This window comes from Terriglobus sp. (assembly GCF_965201105.1).
Lineage (GTDB): Bacteria > Acidobacteriota > Terriglobia > Terriglobales > Acidobacteriaceae > Terriglobus.
Genome location: NZ_OZ241741.1, coordinates 2105480 through 2128250, shown reverse-complemented (window position 1 = coordinate 2128250; position 22771 = coordinate 2105480). Strand labels below are relative to the sequence as shown.

Here is a 22771-nt window from a genome sequence, read left to right as displayed (position 1 = left end):
ATTCACTTCAACGGTTACGCAAAGGACACAACTTGCCTCCCAGCACGCAATTTCCTTCAGACATACCGACCTACTCTTTCGCGGAGCGCGATCGCCGCTGGACCTTGGCGCGAAGCTTTCTTGAACGTGAGGGACTCCACGCGATGCTCGTTTTCGGTGAGCACGAGGACGCGGGCGCGGCCCCATTTTGCTTCGATACTTGGTTCACCAACGAGCGCGCGGGGATGATTGTCCTCTTTCTTCGGGACGATGACCCCATCGTATTTGTACCCATCAAGACCTACATCCTTGACCACCTCGAAGGTTGGCGGAGAGGTGACCAGGGGTGGATCAAAGCAGAGAACGTTCGGCTTGGCAACCTGTCAGGGATGGTTGCAGACACGTTGGTCCAGTCGGGGCTATCGAATGCCAGGATCGGCGTGATTGGTCTCGATGCGTATATTCCCTGGCTTCCTGAAGGCATCGTGCCTTATCGCTTTTGGCAGAACCTATTGACAAAGGTTCCGAGTGTCGACTTCAAGCCAGTCGGAGCGGACTTTGCGCGCATTATGATGCCGCTGAGTGAAGAAGAGATCGCAGTGGTCCGTCACTCTGCCGGGATCGGCGACGCGATGGCGAAGGCCATGGTTGAAGCTGCCCGGCCTGGAGCCTCAGAAGTTGAGGTGTACGCTGCGGGTCTTGGCGCAGCTCACAAGAGCGGAACCGTCGTGGCAGGAATGCACATGTGGACTGGACCGGCTCCTGCGGCTTCCGGGCCGCCGCAGTGGGCATATCGCCCCCAGGCACCGCGCATTCTCGAAGAAGGAGACTATATCGCAACGGAGGTCTTCTGCGGCTTTGGCATGCGCCAAACGCAGCATCAGGTCGCTATTGCGATTGGAAAAGTTCACGAAGATCTCGAACGGGCAGCAGTGATTGCGCGCAAGTGCTACGACGCAGGTATCGAGAAGTTGCGAGCGGGTAGGCGATTCGATGAAGCGACCGAAGCGATGCTCGCGCCGGTGGTGGACGCGGGTGGCTATGTGCGAGGGCCACAGGTTCATGGCCTAAATCCATTTGGCTCCTTCTGCCGAGACTTCGGTGGTCTAGAGCAGATTGACGGCGCAGACCGATACCCAAAAGCAGAAGCGAACTCCACGGAGCTTGGAGAGATGCTGCTTGAGCCTGGCATGACCTTCGCCTTTGAACCAAGCTGCGGTTTTGGTCGCCATCTGGTTACGATCGGGGGCACGGTCATCGTGGGTAAGGATCAGGCTATCGAACTCAACCCGTACACGGCGCAGGTACTGCGTGCGGGAGGGTAGATTGGTCCATCGTGGTTACTCTCAAGCCTCCGTATTGGCTGGAGAATCGCTGACTCGAACCTTGTTCGATGAAGCAGAGCGTCTCCCCTCAAGGCGAAACGTTCGCACGTTCCAAGCACCAGAATCGAACAATTACCCGTTTGAGAAAGGAACTTTGACATGGCCTCAAAGGATATCGAAATCAAATTATCTTCCGGTGAAATGATGCCTGCGTATTTCGCAAAGGCACAAGGCACTGCGCCGGCTCCGAGTGTCGTCATCCTGCAGGAGATCTTTGGGGTCAATGCGAACATTCGTGCGATCGCCGACAACTATGCCGAGCGCAACTTCAACGCGATCGCACCTGATCTGTACTGGCGTGAGAAGGCAGGTGTTCAACTCAGTGCGAAAAACCCTGACGAAGTAAAGCAAGCCATGGAATTGATGAAGGGCATGGACCAGGACCTTGCGGCGGAGGATGCGGTGGCGGCAGGAAACTATGCCCGTCAGCTCGAGGGAGCGAACGGAAAGCTGGGTGCCGTTGGTTACTGCATTGGAGGAAAGATCGCTTATCTGGTCGCGACCAAACCGGGTATCGATGCCGCAGTCTCCTACTACGGGATCGCGATCTACGGTGCTCTCGATAAAGCGAGCGAAATCAAATGCCCGCTGCTGCTCCATATTCCTGAGGACGATCATCTTTGTCCGCCCGAGGCGCAAGCGGAGATCAAGCAGGCCCTCGGGAAACGAAGCGGTGTCAAAATCATGACGTACCCAGGAGTGGATCACGCCTTCGCCCGCCGTGGTGGCGATGCTTACAACGCCGACGCGACGAATCGGGCCGACGCAGCGACTCTCACATTGTTCGCCGATGCATTGTCGGTGCCGCAATGACGGCCATCGATACGGCACGGCTTGAGATTGCCCAAGGCAGCAGAATTCTCGTGGGCGAAAACATCCTTGATGCTTATGGCCATGTAAGCCGGCGGCATCCCGATCGTCCAGACAGATTTTTCATTCCGCGGAACATGGCACCCGCTCTCGTTACGCCTGCCGATGTCGTTGAACTCGATCTAGACGGTGTCGCTGTTAGCGAAAAGGATGCCAAGCTGTTCCTCGAACGATTCATTCATGCAGAGATCTATCGCAAACGCCCCGAGGTGCAGGCGGTCGTACATAGCCACGCTCCCGGGGTTTTGCCCTTTGCCGCCGTACCCTCCGTGCCGGTGAGAGTGATCTCGCACATGTGCGGCTTTCTCCAGGGCATGCCGGTCCCGTTTGACCTTGCTGACCACACTGAAGGTGCGACCGACCTGCTCATTCGCAATGGAGATGAAGGTCATGCGCTCGCGGAACATCTCGGAGAAGCTGCTGTCGTACTGATGCGAGGACATGGTTACACCGCTGTCGGCTCAGGCGTTTCGGAAGCTGTGTTCCGGGCCATCTACACCTCACTCAACTGCCAAGTCCAACGCCATGCAATGCAACTTGGACAGCCACACTATTTGAGCGAAGGCGAAGCACGGGCCGCGAACGCTTCGGTCATGCCGGAATCGGGCCGTGCCTGGGACCTATGGTGCCATGAGCACGCGCCAGAGGAATCGTTGAAGGCCTAACAGGCTCATGATGCCGCCTGGTCTGTACAGAGAAAAGGTAAGAAGCTCAAGGAGAAGAAGATGCAAAGCAAGATTTGGTTCATCACGGGAGCTTCCCGTGGACTTGGCCGTATCTGGGCGGAGGCCGCACTGAAGCGTGGCGACAAGGTGACAACGACCGCTCGCAATTTGACCGACATAGCAGACCTGCAGCAGCGATTCGGAGATGCCGTCCTGCCGCTGGCGCTGGATGTAACAAACGCTGGGCAGGTCGAGCAGGGGATCCAGCAGGCCTATGCGCACTTCGGCAGGTTGGACGTTCTGGTGAATAACGCAGGCTTTAGCCTCATTGGGACGGTCGAGGAGGCTACGGACGCTGAGATCCATGACCTGTTCGACGCAAACTATTTCGGAGTGGTTCGAGTGCTCCGAGCCGCTTTGCCTTTATTGAGGCAACAGGGCAGCGGCCACATCCTGGGTGTGTCCAGCGGTCTTGGAGTCGTGCCGGCGCCGCTCATTGGCTTCTACTGCTCCACAAAAGCCGCGGTCGAATCGCTCCACGAAACGATGGCGCAAGAAGTAAAGGCCTTTGGCATCAAGGTGACCCTCGTTGAGCCTGGTGCATACGCAACCGATTTCGGAAAGTCCGCGAATCGCGCTACTCCGATGGCAGCTTACGAGGACTTCCGCAAAAAAATTATGGAGCATCTAGTTACTCTGGAGCGCGGCGATCCGCAGGCAACTGCTTCCGCCATTCTCAAGATTGTGGACGCGGAGAACCCTCCCCTGCGGGTTGCGCTTGGTTCTTCACTTCTGCCGACAGCGCGCGCCGCTTACGCCGATCGGATCGCTACGTGGGAGGCTTGGCGAGACGTTTCGAACGCCGCGCAGGGCGAAACTCAAAGGGCAGTACCAGCTTAACGGCCTTCTTGGGCGCAGTGTCGATAAGCAGGTCGTGGGCGCAGGTCGTGGGCGCATCGCGTGTCTACGGAGCACATGGTGGATACCGGGGCTTGGTTCGGCTTGAGCATAAGGAAAAGTCACAGCGGAAATCGAGGTCACGATGAACACCGAACAGCAGTTCGTTCCTTACACGAAGGAAGTCGAGCAGATACAACCGGGAGAAGCCGACATTCTTCGTGAGCTGGATGAGCGCTTTGTACACGTACAGCGTCATGTTGTGGAAAAGGAAGGTGTCGCGAGGAGGGCGACACATGCGAAGCCAACGGGCTTGCTCAAAGGAAGGCTCGTTGTTGGCGAGAACCTGCCGGCCGAACTGGCGCAGGGTATGTTCGCACAGAGAGGGAAGGAATACGAGGTCCTTGTGCGGCTCTCTCAGGGCCCAAGTGAATACCTGTCAGACAAGGCATCCGGCCAGCGAGGATTCTCAATCAAGGTACTGGGTGTCGATGGCGCTCGCGTTTCGGGCAGCATAGAAACGACGACACAGGATTGGGTCTTTGGTGTTCACGATACCTCCTTCACCGACGCCACTGCCAAAGATTTCTTGTCTGGTTTCAAGAAGGTAGCTGGTCTGTCGACCTGGATGCCCGAAGCTGCGATCATCGCTGGCTCCCGCATCGCGCGCGTGACGGAAGACGTGCTGGAGACGGTCAGTTCTGGAAGTGCTCATCTCCGTTTCTTCGGAAAGAAACCTGCGCATCCTCTTAGCGACCGGTACTTCAGTCAGGCCGCAGTCCGCTATGGTTGCTACGTGGGAAAGCTGGGTGCGTACCCCTCCGATGAGACCTTGGCTTTGATAGGAAATCCAGACGTGGACACGAAAGACGACGACGTTTACCAGCACGTCCTACGCGCTTTCCTCAGCGAACACGAGGCTGTGTTTCAAATTCGCGTGCAGCTCTGCACAGATCTAAAAACGATGCCGATCGAGGATGCTGCCGCGGTATGGCCGGAAGAGAACAATCCTTACCGCACAGTCGCTCAGCTGATTCTTCCAAAGCAGGACCCGATGACGCCGGAAAGAATCGCATATTTCGAAGAACGTCTGGCCTTCAATCCTGTCCATTCGCTTGAAGAGCATCGCGCGCTTGGCTCGATCATGCGTGCACGCGCTCACGTATACCTGCGCACTCAGGAATTTCGGCAGAAGACAAACAAAGTCGCACCAGCCGAACCACGTAGTCTGAGCGAAGTTCCGGACTAAGGACTCGTTCGTACGTGCCGTTAAGCACGATGATCGAGGCGTCCCGCTCGCAGCGGCCTTTCTCGACCCAAGATCTAGTTCTGAAAGAGGGAACATGCGCCGAATCGCATTGGAAGAACATTTCGTGATGAACGAGCCGGAACACATCGACCGATGGAAAAGCCTAATTCCCACGGCCCCAAAATCCGTCACGGACAAGATACTGACGTCGCTGGTTGACGTTGGAGAGGGCCGGTTGAAAGCCATGGCGCAAGCCGGCATCGACATGGCCGTCCTCTCGGATGCGGGAATCGTTCAGAACGTCCTGGATCCTACGCCGGCACTCCGCCTCGCCAGAGAATCGAATGACTATCTCGCCAAGATCGTGCAGCAAACGCCGGAACATTACGCAGGCTTCGCGACCGTTCCTTTGGTGGATCCTAATGCGGGCGCCGATGAATTCGAACGAGCCGTGACGCAGCTTGGTTTTAAGGGCGCATTGATCAATGGTCAAACGAACGGTCACTATTTAGATGACGACCGGTACAGCGTCTTCTGGGAGCGGGTCCAAGCTTTGGGTGTGCCTGTTTATCTGCACGCGGCCGACCCTCTTGTGGCTCCGGTCACGTATGAAGGCTGTCCTCAACTCACAGGAGCTATTTGGAGTTGGACTGCGGAAACCGCTGCTCACGCTCTGCGCCTCATCTTCAATGGCACCCTGACGAAGTACCCCGACGTCAAGGTGATCCTCGGCCACATGGGGGAGACTCTACCTTTTCTCTTGTGGCGCATAGATCGGCGGACGAAAGCGTTCGCAACTGGCCCGACAATCACACCCAGCGAGGTCTTCAGGAAAAACATAGTGATCACAACCTCAGGGGTCTTTTCGGACCCACCACTCTTGTGTTCACTTGCCGAGATTGGAGACGATAACATCCTCTACTCAGTCGACCACCCGTTCGAGGTCATGAAGCAGGCAGGACTGTGGTTCGACAAAACGCCGATCTCGGCGGAAACGCGAGAGAAAATATCTTGGCGAAATGCTAGTGGACTGCTCAGACTCTGAGGCGACCTCAACGAGTGTTCACATCAGGCCTGGGAGAACCGAAGCAATTGTTCCTTCCGGCGCCTGCCGACGCCGCAGGCCGAACGATTAGCTCGACTCACTGTCTGACACAAAGGATTGCCGCAGCCATTCTCGAAGAACAACCCATGAATCAGGACCTCAATACCCACTGGGTGTGCACTTAGACAACCACGCCGGACCAAGTGGAAGGGAACGGCGCTTGGCAATCAAACGCTTCGCATGATTGCTCAACCAGCATCGGTGGTTCCAGCTTGCGGGTGCGCATCTCGGATGCCTACGGAAAGCATGATCTTGTCATCGGAATGGCCGGTCTTGGACTTCGACGTGAAGGTCCAGATATCTTCCCCGACTCTGCGCGGAGTCTGACGTTCAATGGGTCGCCGTCTGCCATCATCGCCGCGGGCGACCTCATCGTGAGCGACCCGGTGGAACATCCAAGCGAACTCCGGCTACCTTCACGTGGCAAGTAGCATCGACCTTGCCCTGCTCGATTGAGTGGCGCTGACGCGAGTCTCAACCTCGAAACCACTTGGCCGATCCGCGCGGGAGACGGTGTAAACGCATCGGAGCAGTACCGATGCGTCTGTTGGAATGGTAGAGTCGGCGACACCGTGGATTATGAGTAGTTTCCCACCCATGCTGGGCAAAAGATGTGAGATTTGTACGACTCGCATCAGCTCAAGCGATTGCTCCTGGACCCGAGGCAGAAATTCTGACGGCGCGTGCCCCACCGCTCTACGTGTTGATTTCTAAAAGCCCGATCTGTGGGCCGGTGGCAAGAAACAAACGCACTATGCCATCCCCAATTACGCCATAGAACGAATTGAAGAACGGAATGGCAGGATGGAAGGGGTGATGCAACCAACCCTAATTGCCGACTAGGTGTGAGCCGCGCGAGACGTTATAGCCGGGATCACGATCTAATGCCGTTCTCAATCGAGAAATTGGATATCTGCGGCTTAGAGTACGGTCACCGTTCGCTCCTGGCCTTCGGAAAGACATTCTCTATGGTCCTTACCATCTCGGCAACGCAATCATTCGGGGTCGAATGAGCAAGCAGCCGGGTTACTGACGATCCTGTCTCGGAGGCCATCTTGTGCATCGCAAGTCTGCATGCCTGCATCTGGCAACAGTTGGGTCTTTGCAGGAGGCATCCAGCCTGACTGGCCGTCTTTGCCTCTGCGGTACATAGCTTGCGAAACGCGGAAGTACTGCAGGTTAATCTCGTACTGGTTCCACGCTGCATATGCAGTCAGAACTCCGTCATAATCAGCGGGCCAGCGCTCAATGGCCTTCAGTGCCTCACGGCCGCCTGTAGAGCCTCCAATGAAGTACATGCGCTTAACCAATGAAGTACATGCGCTTAGATAGTGTCTTATAACGCAGCTGGAAATAACCGTCGAAAGCGCCTCCCCCAAACTGAAGGGCCTTGCCGTTCCATGTTTCAGGCAGATTCACCTCGAAGCGGATCGGAGCAGCTGCTGGATCTATAGAGCCTACTCGACCGAGAACGCGGCAGTAACCACCGCCAAAGCCTTGAACATGCCGGGCCGACAGAATGTCTGCTCCGCGCGTCGGCAAGCCGATATGTGATGCCAATATCGCCACATGACGCAGATCCGAACACGATGCGTATGCGACCATACCAGATGTGGTAGACACGGGAAACAACACAAAGAGTAAGGTTCTGAAAGCGGACATCGGCTAGCAATCCTGATTCACAAGAAAAGCTTTGACCTCAGGAGCAGACCCACCGAACGAAGAAACGGACGTTCGAGCACTCATAGTCTCAACATCTATTTTCAAAGATGCGCCGCAGATCGTTCTCACTGGATATAGCGGGGCCTCAATAGCACAAGACGTCCTTTATTAAGCAATCCAGGGACACTGTTGGGTTGATTCTGTCGATGGCATAAGTTTCAGCAAGGGCAAGACTTCCTCGGTGGCGCCGGTCAATGCTGAGGCTCCTAGCGAATGTGTAATCACACGTCTCACATCAGACGGGGATAATGCCAGTGCTGTGGACGCTGAGCGTTGGGTAAAAGCCGTGTCGGAGTCTGTTGGTTGCTCGCGATGGATGTAAGAAGCCTGTAGAATCCGCAATCTTTTCGAACGGCTGGAGCTTAATCGTCTCGCCTCAGATGGTGACAGCTTACCAATGCGAATACCTAAGGGCGGAAGGCGCCTATCACGAAATGGTAGACAGCTCGGTAAGTTCGATATCTAGCTCCAAGGGTTGTTCTCGCGCTAATGAGTTTTTCTGAACTGCGTCTTTAATCACGCTGCCGAAACCTTGATTCCGCATCCCAACTACGGTTGTATACAACAGGCAGACGAGGTTAGGCATGATGAAGCTTATTGGTATAAAAGAGCATTTTGTTACGGCGAACATCCGCGCTGCTGGGCTGCTTCTGAACTTGGTCAGGAAGGTACAGGAGCGTTCGACCAAGGTGAAATCGAGGAGAGGCTTAAACGATCTCGGAACGCAGCGACTGGCGCTGATGGATGAGAGCGGGGTTGACGTCCAAGTGCTCGCGGTGACGACGCCTGCTCTACACAATCTTCAACCGCAGGAGAGTACAAGGCTGGCAAAGGAGACTAACGATTTAGTCGCCGCCACAGTCGCTGCACATCCCACTCGGTTTCAGGTATTTGCCACACTGCCAACAGCGGCTCCGAATGTTGCAGCGTTGGAGCTCGGGCGTTGTATCACTGAGCTGAAGTTCATGGGTGCAATGCTCTGCGGTCGTACACGCGACAAAAACCTGGATCATCCAGATTTCCTACTTCTCTTTGAAGTCGCCTGCAGGCTCCGGGTTCCCCTTTACATTCATCCTCAGATTCCGCAGCGCGCGGTAAGAAACACCCTCTACTCCGGCTTCAGTGATCAGGTGGACACCGCCTTCGCCGCGTTTGGGCTAGGGTGGCACTACGAAGCGGGAATCCAGTTTGTTCGCCTGATTTTGGCAGGCGTTTTCGATCGATACCCCGACCTGCAGATGATCCTCGGTCACTGGGGCGAGGTCGTGCTCTTCTATCTGGAGCGGCTTAGTTCTCTGGCACGTGTTGCCAAACTAGAAAGACCGGTCGCCGATTATTTCCGGCAAAACCTGTACGTGACTCCCAGCGGCATGTGGAGTCCTGATTACCTGCAACGTGCCCTTGAGATCGTAGGGGCAGAACGGATCCTGTTCTCCACCGACTACCCTTACCAATACCGACCCGGCAGACCGGGTATGACTTTCGTCGAGGGCTGTCCGCTCAGCCCAGAACATAAAGAGCTCTTTGCTCACGTGAACTGGGAGCGACTCACCAGGTCAGCGGCTCAAAAGAGCTAAAATACGTTTCTTAAGTTGGGTCAGTGCACTCGAAGTAAACCTCTCGTGTGAGAGGCTTTGCAAACCCTCGGTGGTGACCAGAGCGCCACAAAGGCCAAAACGGGAGATTTTCGCAGATTAGTGAACGTCGTGCAGCGCAGCGGACAGCGGGCCGGCATAGGAGCGGAGCGACACTTCTTCTCCTACTTCCGTGTTCGGCGCCCACCGTCCTCACGAACAGGTGGGGGCTTGAGCATCGAGAGTGTGTCCTAGCCGGCACATGTCATTCCATGATGACTGCATTAATCTGAGCTTTTGAGGATCGATCTTACGAGACAGGTCGCCTACCTTAGCTTTGAGGGCCGCCTAAAGAACGGCATCTACAAGGAGAAAATTACATGCCAGAAACTGCAAGTGTTACAACAAGAACCATACGATTTCACAGTTACGGTGAACCGGCCGATGTGTTGCGCTTGGAAGAAACAACTGTGCATGCGCCTGCCAGTCAGCGTGTTCGCATGAAGGTCCGTGCCTGTGGTCTGAACCCGGCCGATTGGGCCTTGTGCCGAGGTCTGTTCGCCGGAAATCTTCCCCGGGGAATCGGTTTGGAGGCCGCTGGGATCGTCGATGCAGTCGGCGAAGATGTGAGGGACGTAGAAGTCGGTCAGCTTGTCTTCGGCCCAGTCGACTTCGTAAGCACGAACAGTGCCGGGGCTTCCGATTACGCCATTCTGCAGCACTGGACTCCTGTTCCGAGCGGACTGGACGAAGTGCACGCTGCTGCTCTGCCTATGGCCGTCGCGATTGCGTATGGCAGCCTGGATTCCCTCGGCGTCGAAGCGGGAAGGACGGTGCTGATCAATGGCGCGGGGACCACGGTCGGGTTCGCAGCGGTTCAGATCTCGTTAGGGCGCGGAGCACGCGTCATCGCCACTGCCGGAGATACATTTGCGGCTCGTCTGCGTGCTCTCGGTGCGGTCGTGACTGCGTATGGCGATGGCTTACCGGAGAGAGTAGCGGCACTCCCGGGCAAGCAGCCAGACCTGATCCTCGACACCGCGCCGGTGAGCGGTGCTCTGCCCGCCCTTGTTCAAATTGCCGCTGATCCCAAGCGCGTCATGACGATCAGTGACTTTGAGGCTGCAAAAGCACTTGGTGTTCGCTCGAACCTTGAGGAACCCGGGATGCGCATACGCTATGACGTCCTGCATGAGTTTGCAGATCTCGCAGCACAGGGTAAATTCCTCGTTCCGATCGCCCGAACTTTCCCGCTCGACGATTGGAAGACGGCGCTCTCCGTCAGCGAAGGCCAGCAAGCGCGGGGGAAACTAATCCTTCTGCCTTGACCTTCCTTTCCTTATCGATTTTCGTAAATCCTCAGTCGGCTTGGAAAAAATGACCGCTTGCTTCAGCAAAGCGTTTTCCAGCACCTGTTCGCGGCGTCACAGTAATCGTGTAAAGGTTTCGCTTGTGAGACTGCTTCTCTCCTTCGTGCATGCAGACTACAGCTTCCGCAGTCCTGAACCATGCAACGCGATTCACCTCGGAGAACTAGGATGTGCTCACCGGATCGGGACGAATACTCACCTTGCGCCTTCTTGTCGAGCGAGCGAATCACTTCGCTCAGGTCATCCACGGCGTTGTTCGCGGCCTTCGCTCCCGCCCCGGTGTCGAGTAAAGCGATATCACGTCCGCTCATGACGCGCGTGAGCACGCCTACCTTGAAGAAGGAGATGAACTTCTCCTGCTGATTGATTCCGCGCCGCACCGAAAACCGTCGCCTTCACGCGCACGTTGAGCACAGGATGCTGTCGCAGTCGAGCGTCAGCAGATCGGAGAAGAGCCAGGTCCCGACGCCTCCGGCGCGGCCTGGAGCGAAAACATCTGCACATAACGCCTGCCGACTTCGAGGTGATCGTCGTGCCACGCGACCGGGTTCTTCACGGTCTGGCGGTCCACGCCCTTATCACTGCGCAGCTGATCCTGTTCTGCCCAGTCCTGAAGATTGAAGAGGTAGCTGAAGAATCGGAAAGGCTGCTGCTTGCGAAGCAAGTGGAGGCCGAGAGCGGTTCCGAGATGCCCTTCGAGTAGCGTGACGGTCTTTGTAGCTCTGCGAGCATCCGCGAGCTGTCCGAGGCATGCTCCTCTGGCTTGCGGCTGAACGCTTTTAGCTTGGGCGGCTCCAGCGTCAGACACCAGTGCAGGTCGATGCGACGGAATCGCGCGTTTTGATCGAGATGAGTCAGGCGATCGACCGCGAAGTTTTGAGTAACGGAGTTCGTGTAGCAGCCTTGCCGCGGCAGCATAGCCCCGGACAGCACGCGCGTGTACTGATAAAGGCAGGAACCGTCGGGCAAGCCGCACAGCGCGCCCTCGACGGAACGCACTAGTGAATCGAGCTCCTGATCCGTCCGGCCCTCCTCGTCAACGCCAGTGAGCGAGAACAAGCATCCTTACCCGCCGCACTTGAGCGTGAAGATGTTGGGTCCCACAAAGCGCGCGTTCGGCACAATGCTGCAGGCCGCCCCGGCCTTGGCAAACCACTTCGGGAGATGCCCTTCACCCGCTCTTCGGAGTGTTCGGGCTTTCTCAACGTAATCGATTGCAGCCTACCTGTCGCGGCCAAAGGACTTCTTGACCAGCTTCCCGTTGACCCTGATCCGCGTGTACCATGCGCCACTCGGGTCATCTTCCCCTTTTGGTAAATGCCTCGTAAGGGTGCAGGGTGTCGCGGCATGGGGCACCTTACAAAAGCTTGCGCTAAAGGAGCATACCGCCTTTGGGATACCTAACTGCCGAATCAGGTGCGATTACATGCAAGCGCATTCGACACATTGCATCCGAAGGCTGAATAAAGGCCGTCTTTCTGCTGCATTGGGTTGCATGACTTCGCATGGCATGGCAGCCTAGATTGCACTCCTAAAGGCGCAGGTCGCAGGTTGGAATTCTGCCCGAGTCACCACTTGTTCTGCAACGCTAAAGCTTATAGAAGCTCGTCCCTCTAACTAGCGGCGGGCTCGTGCGCAAGTACGTCTTCATACGCCGGCAGCGTCAAAAATTCCACGAAGTTAGGCCTGCGAATCAGTCCACGCATCAGTTCGGCCGCGCGTTCGTAGGCGTCAAAGCTCGTATGCGAAGACGCCGCGCGAACCCGCTCCAACTCCTTTTCCAGCATCGAATCCACTAACTCCAGAGTTACCGGTTCGCCTGAGTCGAAGCGGGCGCCGTGGTGCACCCACTGCCAAAGCTGCGCCCGGCTGATCTCTGCCGTTGCGGCATCCTCCATCAAGTTAAAAATGGGCACGCACCCAATGCCGCGCAGCCATGCCTCCAGGTAGCCCAGGCCGACCGCAACATTCTGCTGCACGCCGGCCATCGTGATCTTGCCCACGGGTGGCTCGAGCAGGTCCTGCGCCGTGGGATTGAAGTCGTCCAACCGCTTGGCAATCTGGTTCGGTGCCGGCATGATCCGGTCAAAAACCTCCATCGCGACCGGCACCAGCGCCGGGTGTGCGACCCAGGTGCCGTCGTGACCGTCGCTTGCCTCCCGCTCCTTGTCAGCGCGAACCTGGTTCAGCGCCCGCTCATTCGCTTCTGCATCGTTCTTGATCGGGATCAGCGCGCTCATGCCGCCCATGGCGCTGGTTCCGCGCCGATGGCACGTCTTGATGGCAAGCTTTGAGTAACTTCGCATGAAATGCGTCGTCATCGTCACCTGCGAACGATCGGGCAGCAGCATCGTGCGATCGTTCGCGAATTTTTTAATAAAGCTGAAGATGTAATCCCACCGCCCGCAATTCAGCCCGGCAGAATGCTCGCGAAGTTCCCACAGTATCTCGTCCATCTCGAAGCTCGCCAAAATTGTCTCAATGAGCACCGTGCCGCGTATGGAACTTTTTGGCAAACCAAGTGTTTCCTCCGCGAACTGAAATACATCGTTCCAGAGCCGGGCCTCTAAGTGGCTTTCCATTTTTGGTAAGTAGAAATACGCGCCTGACGACCGGTTTAGTAACTCCCTTGCGTTGTGAAACGCGTACAGGCCGAAGTCGAACAGCGACCCCGAGATCGCCTCACCCGCCGCGGTCACATGCCGTTCCTCCAGATGCCAGCCGCGTGGCCGTACAAACAGCACCGCCGGGTTCTGCCCCAGGCTGTACGCCTTGCCCGTGTTCAGATCGGAAAAGCTGATGGTGCGCCGAACCGCATCGCGCAGATTAATTTGTCCCTCCAGCAGGTTCTCCCACGTGGGCGTGGTCGAATCTTCAAAGTCGGCCATGAAGACCTTTGCGCCGCTGTTCAGCGCATTAATAATCATCTTCCTGTCCACTGGCCCCGTAATCTCCACGCGGCGATCCTGCAGATCCAAAGGCAGCGGCACAACTGTCCAGTCCGACTCGCGGATCGCGCGCGTCTCCGGAAGAAAGTCCGGCCGTTCCCCCGCGTTCAAGCGATGCAGGCGTTCTTCGCGTGCCCTCAGCAATTCTTTACGGCGAGCGCCGAATCTGTTGTGGAGTTCGCTCAGAAAGCCGATGGCTTCGGGTGAGAGTATCTCGCGATACCGTTCGCTCACTGGTTTTGCAAATGCTAGCTGAATGTTCTGCGACGTCATAACATGCTTCCTTTCGGAGAAACGGATAACTTCGCTGAAACAAAGATGGCGCGCAGGTCTCGGATGTTATTCCCCGATGGCCCGGGCGCAATAACATCCTGCAGTGCAAGAAACACGGGGTACGCGTCGAACGTGTCAAGAGCGTGTTGCGGGTCCATGCCAGCATCCTTCGCGCGTTGCCAGGTCGTCCCGTCGACGACTGCCCCTGCCGCAGGGCTGTTGCCATCGATACCGTCCGAACCGACACTCATGGCCACGCAGTCGGTAGTGCCGCGAATGAGCCGGGCCACCTCAAGCACCCATTGCTGATTGCGGCCACCCGTGCCTGCCTTGCCGTCGATCGACACGGTCACCTCGCCCGCGGAAAGAATGCACAGTGGCATGCTGCCAACCGGCTCTTGTAGGGCACGTCCCACCAGGTACGCGGCCGCATCGCGATAGTCCCAGTCGTCGCAGGTGTTATCGATGACGACGCGGTAGCCTCTTGCCGTAAGCAGCGCCTCTGCGGCCTCGATTAGTGAATCGCTGGAAAGCAGCGACACACAGATCGAGCGCAATCTGCCCTCCGGCAATTGTTTTGGTGTTTCGGGAAGGTTCGCGGCAAAGGTCCGCATCGCCACCGGCAACGGCAACAGACGGTCTGTTTCCGTCAGCAGTTCCAGGCACTCCGCAACCATACTTCGGTCGGCAAGCGAAGGGCCGGAACCTACAACGTCCAGCCGCCCCGGCGGAACATCTGAAATGAGCAGCGTACACCGGCTGGCTGCACCGGCTGATAGGGCAAGGCGTCCACCTTTGATCGCGGAAAAGTGCTTGCGCAACGCGTTTGTCTTTTCGATCGGCAGGCCCGAGTGCAACAGCCGCTCGTAAAACGCGGACATATCGTCCAGGCTGATGGATGAATCCAGCGGAGCTTCCGCCAGCGCCGAGGCTCCGCCGCTGATCAGGTACAGCACCAGCGTGTCCGCATCGGCCTCCTCGGTAAGCCGCAGCAATGCCTGCGCAGCGGCAAGCGATCGCATATAGGGAACGGGGTGATCGCCCTGCATATAGCGAAGCGGCGCCGGCGCTCTCCACTGGCCCGGACCCACGACCAGGCCCGTCAACGGCAGCGCACCTTCCAGCGTTTCGAACGCATGCTGCGCCATGGGAACCGCGGCTTTGCCGATCGCGACCAGCATCGCACGCTCAAACAGCCGCAGATCGATGTGGTGAAAGCCAATGCGCAGTTCGATGCCTTGCAGCTGAAACGCTGCACGCATGCTTACCGGCACATTGACGCTCTCCATCACTCGCGCGAAGAGCCAGCGTGCATCGTCCTTCGGCGTTGTCCGCATCGCCGCGATCTCTTCCTTTTGCAGCAGCGCTAGCACGCTCTGGCCCACGTTACACAAGGTGGAGAGAGCGAACAGCCTCGCCGGCTGCTCGCAGGTTCGCCAACTTCATTTCAGAGTACTTCCTGGACAGGATCACTCCGTCGGCCCCGCCGTGAAATGCCGCTTCCACCACAGCTTTCGTTCCCTGCGGCGTGCTCTTGCTGCTACCTTCGGCCGTGGGAATGTCGATGTCGATGCCCGGCCAAAGCTGCGTTTTCGTGCCAGCACGATCCACCTTGGCGCGTTTCGTTTCGCGGAACACATAATCGGGCGAGAAGCCCGTTGCCGCCAGGTGCTGCATGTCGGCTTCCGGGCCGTAATCCAGCACGCGATAGTGAAAATCCAGCAGTTCCTGCTTCGGCACGTCGCCGAAATACGTTTTGCCGACCGAGTTTACATAGTCGACCATGCGCTCGCCCCCGCAGTTCTGGTAAATAACGACCTTCAGAAAATCGCTGTAAGGCGCCATCTCCGCGTAGTCCTGTTCCGCGCGATAGATGGGGTTGAACGAGTTGTTGTGCCACACGTGCCAGCCCACCCCCATCTGCGGCTTAATGGATTTGATCTTGTCGTAGATCGCCTTCTGCGTTTCGCGCAGGCTCTGTGTCCAAAGCGACTCCCACGCAAGCAGTTCCGGGTAGCGCAGCATCAGGCGCCAAAGCGTTACATAGTAACCGTCGTTGGGGCGAACACCCTTGCGGCACGCAGTCACAAACGCTTCCAGCTCTGTAAATCCCTGTTTGGCGCGCTCCGGGTTGATCCCCTGCGCGCGGGCCTTTGCAATGGTCGACTCGGAAAAGTCGCACACGCTGCTCAACGGGGGATGCGAGTGGCTGGCGCCAAGGGCATTACAGAAAGGGCCCTGCCGCTCCGACCCCCACATAATGCCGTCCAGGTCGTAGTCTCGCGTCCAGCTCTCCACCAGCCCCAGGATCCAAGCGCGATGCTCTGGAGCGTTGAAGTTCATTGTCCCGATCTTTTCGCCTTGCAGGTTCACGTCTTGCAGCGGCTGGATACCCGGCAGGTTTTTCGCGACGACATCTTCAAACCAGGCGATGGTTTTCATGCCATGCTTCTTCGCCTTTGGAATCACGTCTTCCAGCACGTCATAGTTGCCCAGTTCGGGCGCGCGGAAGTCCTGAAAGGTCGTGCCAGTCAGGTATTTCTTGTCGTACTTGGTGTAACATCCGCCCACGAACGTGTCTTTGTCATACTGCTGCTTTCCGTGATCCGGCAACGGCTGCCCGGGTATCTGTCGTCCAGCGATGCCGCGGCCGTACGTAAACGTCGCGACAAACAATGTATCGACAAATGCATCCTTTTGACACTCTTCAATCACCCGGTCGGTCCCCTCGTCTGTAAACGAAACCGCGCCAAGCTGGATACCGATCATCTTCTTGGGTTTGTAGTTCGGGGCTGCAAGCCCCTCCACCGGAGAAGCAGCGACTACCGCGGCGGCGCCCGCCGCTGTTTGAAGAAAGTTCCTGCGATCCATGTCGTTTTCCTTTGCTTGGTTAGTGAAGGTCTAAAACATCTGCCGGGTTTACACGCGCCATGCGGTCGATCTCCGCTTGCGTGACGCCGGCTTTCAGCAGGCCAGCGTAGTACAGCTTCAATCCGTCCGTGTGATTCGGATTGACCACTTGCCCAAGGTCGCTCGCCAGAATCGCGTGATCTGCGCCGATTGCGTGGATCGCCTTGGCATAGTCGTCGAAGGAGAACTCCTTGTACGGTCCGATCAGGCCGTTATACACAAACTCAATGTACGCGCCCAGCGATGCCGCCTCTTTCATCTGCGCGATATTCATGTGAATGGGTGCGATCATCGCATGCGTCACCACGATGTGTTTTACGCCGGCATGATTCGCTTCGCGGATCATCATCAGAATTTCATCAGGGTAGTTATGACTCGTTTCGAGCACCAGGTTGTATTTGGCAATGATTGCGATTACCTGCTTCACCTCGGGCAGCAGTTCACTATTGCGGGTCACAGCCACGTATGGGCGGTTGCTCTTCTCGGCCTCCACCTGCGCACGTGAATCGAAGCTGGTCATCCACACCATGCGGCCGTAGCCACCTGCAATGTGTGCCATGTTCTCAACTGCCGCAGGGTTGATCCCTCCGACCGTGCGGTTCAGGTCGATGCCGCCGAATACCGCAATGCCCGGCACTACCTTTCGCGTCAGATATGCGTCGTTGGCAGTTGGTACATAGTGATTTTTCACCACGATTGCCCGCATGCCTTCAGCCCTGGCCAGCCGTGCAAGGTCGATCACATCGACCTTGCGCGGCAACACGTCCGGGCCGCAGTGCGCGTGAATGTCGATGGCGCCGGCCAACGGTTTGCTTGTGGGCGTACTCTGCCCGGCGAGAGTGTGGCACGTGCCAAGTAACATCAAAGCAGTCAAAATGCCACGCATCAGACCACCTTCATTTGGCGGAGCGTATCACCGACCGCAGCCAGGTTCGCCAGCTTCATCTCCGAATACTTGCGCGAGATGACAAGGCCCGTTCCGCCCGCTTCAAAACACGCCCGGGTGCACGCGCTGATCCCCGGCGGCGCCGTGTGGCTGTACTCCACGTTCATGTTGGAGATATCGACATCCAGGCCAGGCCAGATCTGCATGTTCGTACCGGCCACGTCCTCAACGGACCGCTTGGTTTCATGAAACACATAAGTAGAGTCCAGCCCGACATAGGGTAACTCCGTGTAACTGCGCCCGCGATAACCCATGATGCGGTACTCAAATTCCAGCGCCTCTTCCACTGGCATGTCGCCATACATTGTCTTGCTTGCGCTGGTGATGTAGGTTTCCATGCGCGTTCCGCCCAGGTTGTCGTACACCGTCATCTTGGCGAAGTCGGTGTAGGGTGCGATCTTCTTCAGATTCGTCTGCGCGCGGAAGAACGGGCTGAAGCTATGCGCATGCCACACGTGCCAGCCCACCTCCATCTTCGGGTTCACGCTCTTGACCGTGTCATGAATGCTCTTATAGGTCTCGTGCACACCGTCGTTCCACATCGTCTCCCATGCAAGGATCTCGGGATACTGAAACAGCATGCGCCAGAACGTTACGTAATGGCCGTCCGGTGGTGTGCCTCCGCCCCGGCAGAACCGCACCCATTGCTCCAGCGTCTTGTAGCCTTCTATGGCGCGGCTCACGTTGATGCCTCGCTCCGCTGCCGTTTTCTGGCAATACTGGCAAAAGCAAGTAACACGCGATGGATCGTTGCCGTTCCGCTGGTGCACCGATTCCACCATGTTGCCGAACGGGCCATAGCGCTCCGATCCCCACATCACACCGTCAATCTCGTACGAATGCGTCCAGTCCTGAAAGGTCGACATCAGGAACTCATGGTGATCGGGGTTCCGGAAGCAGGCCGTCTTCGCCGGCCGGCCATACAGGTCGCGCTCCGCGATCAGATCAAAGTTGGGCACTTTCGTGTTCCACACGTCTTCGCTCCACGTGTAGGTCTTCATCCCGCGCTTCTTCGCCTTTGGGATCACATCCGCCAGCACGTCATAGCCGCCCGCATCTGGCGCGCGCTGCGGCACCATCTTTGTATTGCGGAAGTACTGTGGGTGCGGCGTGGTGTAAAAGCCGCCAAAGAAGTTGTCCTCCTTCTGCACACCATGGTCAGGGAAGGGATGACCGGGCAGTTGCCGCCCGGCAATCCCATCTCCATAGGTGAAGCAAGCGATGAACAGCGCATTGCAGGCACCCTTCTCCTGCAGAATGTCGAGCACCTTTTCGGTGCCCTCGTCCTGAAACGAAATCGCGCCGATTTGAATGCCGATGGTGGGTGCGGCCTTCGCCGTCGCATGCGCCGGCAGCGTTGCCGCCAGGGCGGTACTGCCCAGGCCTGCTTGCGAAGTAGCCAGAGCCGCACCCGCACCCGCTAGAAATGAACGTCGATCCATAACGAGTTCCTTTCCTTTCAGCTAGAAGTTGATCTTTAACGCAAGCTGCAAGGTGCGGTTCGCGTTGAGCGTAGAGTTCACCAGGCCCGCCGAACTGGACCCAATCGACGCGTTCGGATTGGAGAACGTCGCGTGGTTTGCCACGTTGAACGCCTCCATCCGAAATTCGGCGTTAAGCGATTCGTGGATTGGGAAAATCTTCTTCAGCGTCGTGTCGAGCTGCACCAGACCGTCGCCCGTCAGGATGTTTCGGCTTGAGTTCCCGAACGTGTAGAGCGACGGTGCGGCAAACGCGGCGGTGTCGAACCATTTAGCCGGCGTGGGATGCTGCAGGTAGCCCTTGCTTGCGCCCAGCACACGATTTGGGAACTGACCGCTTGTGCCGTTGTTAGCAACATCGCTGCTTAGCACCGGCGAAAATGGCAGGCCGCTGCGCGCCGTGTAGATGCCGGCCAACTCCCATCCGCCCAGCACGGCGTTGACCAGGCCGTTGCTGTTATTCAGGAAGTAGTGTCCGTGGCCGAACGGCAACGTGTACACAGAACTGATCGTGAGCACGTGCGGCAAGTTGTGGTCACATGGCCCGTAGAATCGCCGCAACTGTCCCAACGACTGCGGTCCCGCTTCGCTTGATCCGTTGTCCAGGCAATGGCTCCAGGCATACGAACCCAGCAGTTGCAATCCATTGCTGTAGCGCTTTTCGACTTTTACCTGCAGCGCGTTGTAGTTTGCGACACCATACGTGTTGCCCAGGTTGAACACGCCCCATTGCGGAAACGGGCGGCGGGTCTGGATGCTGCCCGCCCCCGGTGCGGGAACGTTGTCCGGCGTTGAGATCAACTGGTTGTGAATCGTGTTGTTGCCCACATACGCCACCTCGATCGACAGGTTTGGCAACAACTGCCGCTGCAGCGCCAGGTTGTACTGGTGCATATACGTCTTCTTTAGATCGATCGGTGCAGTCCAGATCGCCGGCGTCAGGCACGACAGGTATGCCACCGTTGTGCCGGGGCAAGCTCTGCCCGGATTCGGATTCGCCGATACCAACGGCTGCCCGTTGAAGGGGTTTGCCCACGTAAACGACGGTGCCGTCTTGCTGGAAGCATTCACCGTCTGGACCACCTCAAACGGCGGTGCCTTGACCCACTGCAACGACATGTTCGAATCGAAATAAATCGGGAACAAACCATACGCTCCGCGAATCACGGTTTTGTCGCTGCCGAACACGCGGTAGGCAAAACCCGCACGCGGCGCAAACACGCCCGGTCCTGACTTGTGAATGGATCGCGGCAAGCCGACCTGATCGGTACCTTCCAAACGGTCCGCGAACAGCGGAATCAACTGTGGCATTTCCGGCTGTGCGGTCGTGTTCAGGTACTGGCCGCCGTCCCTGGTCGGAACTACAAGCTTTCCGGTGCTGTAATCGATGGCATTCGTTTGCCCATTCAGGCCGTCGTAGAACGGGTTGTGCTCGTAACGTAGACCGATGTTCAACGTCAGGTCAGGCCGTGGCCGCCAGTTGTCCTGCACAAACAGGTCCCACCAGTTACCGGTGCTGCCATACAGTGCAAGCGGGTATGCACGCGTCACCGCAGCCGGATACCCAAGCAGGAAATCCGAAAAGGCATCGCCGGTGTAGTTCGTAGTAAAGCTGAACGAACCTTCCTGGTTCTGCCCGTTAAAGAATGTGTGCCGCTGGTGATACACCTGCACACCGGCTGAGATCTCGTGCGCGCCCGCGGTGTAGCTGACTGTATCGTCATACTGCCACGTGCGAATACGGTTCGATTTCGGCAAATTGTTCACACCAGACCCGTTAAAGGCCGTATAGCCCGACAGCGTGATGTATGGAAAGCTTGGTGTGATCTGCGATTGCTCATACCCCGTAATTCCGGCGCCCGCCAGAAAGTTTGTGCCCGGCAGCACCGCTCCAAACAGGAAAATGTCCTTGTACAAACCGAACTTCGCCTCATTCAGCAATCTGGCGCCGAAGCTGTGCGACTCCGTCAAGGCGATGTTCTGCGCGCGGCTGTTCAGCGACTGCACGCCCAGCGCGGGGTACGCGTTCGGGTCTGCTTCATCGTTATCCGCAATGGAGTAGCGACCCATCCAATGGTCGTTGTTGCCCATCGCATAGTCGACCTTGCCGTCACCCTTCCGGATCTGCAGCTTCTGTGGCGCGCTAAAGTTCGCTTGCGCCTGCGTCGGCATGAACTTCAGGAAGTACGCCGCCTGTGGCGAAATCGGCACCTGGTCGCCAACAAAGCGCTGACCCGTGGCAGGGTTAATCGGCTTCTTGGCTGCCGTACTGAAATTGCCAAGGCGCATCGCGTCCGAAGGCACAATATCGGCGTACACAATGCCCTGGCTCTGCCGTGTTTCCTCGTAGTCGGTGAAGAAGAATAGCTTGTCGTGCAGGATGGGGCCGCCCAGCGTTCCGCCAAACTGATGCCGCTTCAGGACGTTTTTGTTCGTCCGCGCGAAATAGTTGTGGGCATCCGCGGCATCGTTACGCAGGAACTCAAACGCAACGCCGTGGAACGCATTCGTTCCGCTCTTCATCGTCGCCGAAACCACGTTTGGCGTGTGGCCGTATGCAGCCGGCATGTTTGCGCTGAGCACTTTGAACTCGGCTAGAGAATCCACGTTGGGCTGCACGTTGGTCCCGCCCTGTTCGTACTCGGTGATGTCGACCCCGTCCAGCGACCAGCCGTTGAAAATAAAGCCTGTGCCGTTGATCTGCACGGCTACTGACGACGACCGCAGCGATCCGCCACCGGTGCGCGTACCCTGGCCGCCCGGCGTGTATGTCGCACCCGGCGTCAGAGCGACCAGGTTCCAGAACTGGCGGCCGTTCAGCGCGACCGCCTCAATGGATCGGCCCTCGACCACCTGCCCAATGGAGCTGTCCTGTGTGTTTACCTGCGGCAGCGCGGTGGTCACCGTAACGACTTCACTGACTTCGCCAGTCGATAGCGACACATCCAACGACGCCACCTGCGCCGTCTGCAGCGTCACCTTGGGCATCACCGACAGCTTGAAACCCGAAGCTTGCGTGGTCACCTTGTAGTCACCCACAGGCAGGTCGACCAATGTATATTCACCGCCGCTGCTTGATTTCGCCGTGTAGGTGAGGTGCGTTCCCAGGTTCTCCACGGTCACCTGCGCACCTGGAACAGACGCGCCTCCACTGTCGCGCACAAAGCCCGACAATGACGCGTTCGACGATTGCGCGTACCCGCCCATATTGATCAGGCTCGCGACCAGAACTACGGAACAACTACGAAAATAAGGCATACGACGCTCCTAGGTCCCGCACACCGGGGCCGCTTCGAGGGAATTGGGTGAAGCGTGATCACTTCGGCAGCGCGCGTTGCAGAAGCACGCGGCCTTGCTGCACGTCCTAACTAGCCAGAGCGATTGTGAATACCCGTCT

17 protein-coding genes are annotated in these 22771 nt (G+C 57.5%); 8 read left to right on the top strand and 9 right to left on the bottom strand.

The annotated features are described in order from the left end of the window. Positions 1-32 precede the first annotated feature (32 nt). The 6 genes from ACOFKT_RS09245 (at position 33) to ACOFKT_RS09220 (ending at position 6090) form a co-directional block, all read left to right on the top strand. Positions 33-1304, top strand: coding sequence for a M24 family metallopeptidase (locus tag ACOFKT_RS09245; RefSeq protein ID WP_419803702.1), 1272 nt, complete (start codon positions 33-35; stop codon positions 1302-1304). 159 nt (positions 1305-1463) lie between these two features. Further along, positions 1464-2177: a dienelactone hydrolase family protein gene (locus ACOFKT_RS09240; protein ID WP_419803701.1), complete on the top strand. Its 714-nt coding sequence runs from the start codon at positions 1464-1466 to the stop codon at positions 2175-2177. Next, positions 2174-2899 carry a class II aldolase/adducin family protein gene (locus ACOFKT_RS09235; protein ID WP_419803700.1) on the top strand — a complete coding sequence of 242 codons (726 nt, stop codon included), beginning with the start codon at positions 2174-2176 and terminating at the stop codon, positions 2897-2899. Before ACOFKT_RS09240 ends, ACOFKT_RS09235 begins: the two co-directional genes overlap by 4 nt. 60 nt (positions 2900-2959) lie before the next feature. Beyond that, a complete protein-coding gene (locus tag ACOFKT_RS09230) occupies positions 2960-3799 on the top strand; it encodes an SDR family NAD(P)-dependent oxidoreductase (RefSeq protein ID WP_419803699.1) in 840 nt (279 codons plus the stop codon). A gap of 142 nt (positions 3800-3941) precedes the next feature. Then, positions 3942-5045, top strand: a complete 1104-nt coding sequence (locus tag ACOFKT_RS09225) for a catalase family protein (protein ID WP_419803698.1) — start codon at positions 3942-3944, stop codon at positions 5043-5045. A gap of 94 nt (positions 5046-5139) precedes the next feature. Further along, positions 5140-6090 carry an amidohydrolase family protein gene (locus tag ACOFKT_RS09220; RefSeq protein ID WP_419803697.1) on the top strand — a complete coding sequence of 317 codons (951 nt, stop codon included), beginning with the start codon at positions 5140-5142 and terminating at the stop codon, positions 6088-6090. 1055 nt (positions 6091-7145) lie between these two features. Here the strand turns inward: ACOFKT_RS09220 and ACOFKT_RS09215 are convergent. Further along, positions 7146-7448 (bottom strand): tannase/feruloyl esterase family alpha/beta hydrolase, encoded by a 303-nt coding sequence (locus tag ACOFKT_RS09215; RefSeq protein ID WP_419803696.1) that lies wholly within the window; start codon positions 7446-7448, stop codon positions 7146-7148. 4 nt (positions 7449-7452) lie between these two features. Next, positions 7453-7755 (bottom strand): tannase/feruloyl esterase family alpha/beta hydrolase, encoded by a 303-nt coding sequence (locus ACOFKT_RS09210; RefSeq protein ID WP_419803695.1) that lies wholly within the window; start codon positions 7753-7755, stop codon positions 7453-7455. Positions 7756-8456: 701 nt separating this feature from the next. Here ACOFKT_RS09210 and ACOFKT_RS09205 point away from each other — a divergent pair. Further along, positions 8457-9449: an amidohydrolase family protein gene (locus ACOFKT_RS09205; RefSeq protein WP_419803694.1), complete on the top strand. Its 993-nt coding sequence runs from the start codon at positions 8457-8459 to the stop codon at positions 9447-9449. A 377-nt stretch (positions 9450-9826) separates the two neighbouring features. Further along, positions 9827-10774 (top strand): NADP-dependent oxidoreductase, encoded by a 948-nt coding sequence (locus ACOFKT_RS09200; protein ID WP_419803693.1) that lies wholly within the window; start codon positions 9827-9829, stop codon positions 10772-10774. Between the two features lie 478 nt (positions 10775-11252). Here the strand turns inward: ACOFKT_RS09200 and ACOFKT_RS09195 are convergent, their stop codons facing one another. From ACOFKT_RS09195 to ACOFKT_RS09165, 7 genes are all read right to left on the bottom strand, one after another. Continuing rightward, on the bottom strand, positions 11253-11480 hold the full coding sequence (locus ACOFKT_RS09195; RefSeq protein ID WP_419803692.1) for a hypothetical protein: 228 nt from the start codon (positions 11478-11480) through the stop codon (positions 11253-11255). A 949-nt stretch (positions 11481-12429) separates the two neighbouring features. Then, on the bottom strand, positions 12430-14037 hold the full coding sequence (gene aceB / locus ACOFKT_RS09190) for a malate synthase A (RefSeq protein WP_419803691.1): 1608 nt from the start codon (positions 14035-14037) through the stop codon (positions 12430-12432). Continuing rightward, positions 14034-15410, bottom strand: coding sequence for a glycerate kinase type-2 family protein (locus ACOFKT_RS09185; protein WP_419803690.1), 1377 nt, complete (start codon positions 15408-15410; stop codon positions 14034-14036). The genes aceB and ACOFKT_RS09185 overlap by 4 nt, the downstream gene beginning before the upstream one ends. A 13-nt stretch (positions 15411-15423) precedes the next feature. Beyond that, the gene (locus ACOFKT_RS09180) at positions 15424-16908 is read right to left on the bottom strand and encodes a twin-arginine translocation signal domain-containing protein (protein ID WP_419803689.1); all 1485 of its coding nucleotides are present in this window, start codon (positions 16906-16908) and stop codon (positions 15424-15426) included. A 19-nt stretch (positions 16909-16927) separates the two neighbouring features. After that, positions 16928-17809: a DUF6282 family protein gene (locus ACOFKT_RS09175; RefSeq protein ID WP_419803688.1), complete on the bottom strand. Its 882-nt coding sequence runs from the start codon at positions 17807-17809 to the stop codon at positions 16928-16930. A 23-nt stretch (positions 17810-17832) separates the two neighbouring features. Beyond that, positions 17833-19335 (bottom strand): hypothetical protein, encoded by a 1503-nt coding sequence (locus ACOFKT_RS09170; RefSeq protein ID WP_419803687.1) that lies wholly within the window; start codon positions 19333-19335, stop codon positions 17833-17835. A gap of 21 nt (positions 19336-19356) precedes the next feature. After that, positions 19357-22632, bottom strand: coding sequence for a carboxypeptidase regulatory-like domain-containing protein (locus tag ACOFKT_RS09165; protein WP_419803686.1), 3276 nt, complete (start codon positions 22630-22632; stop codon positions 19357-19359). Positions 22633-22771: the final 139 nt, after the last annotated feature.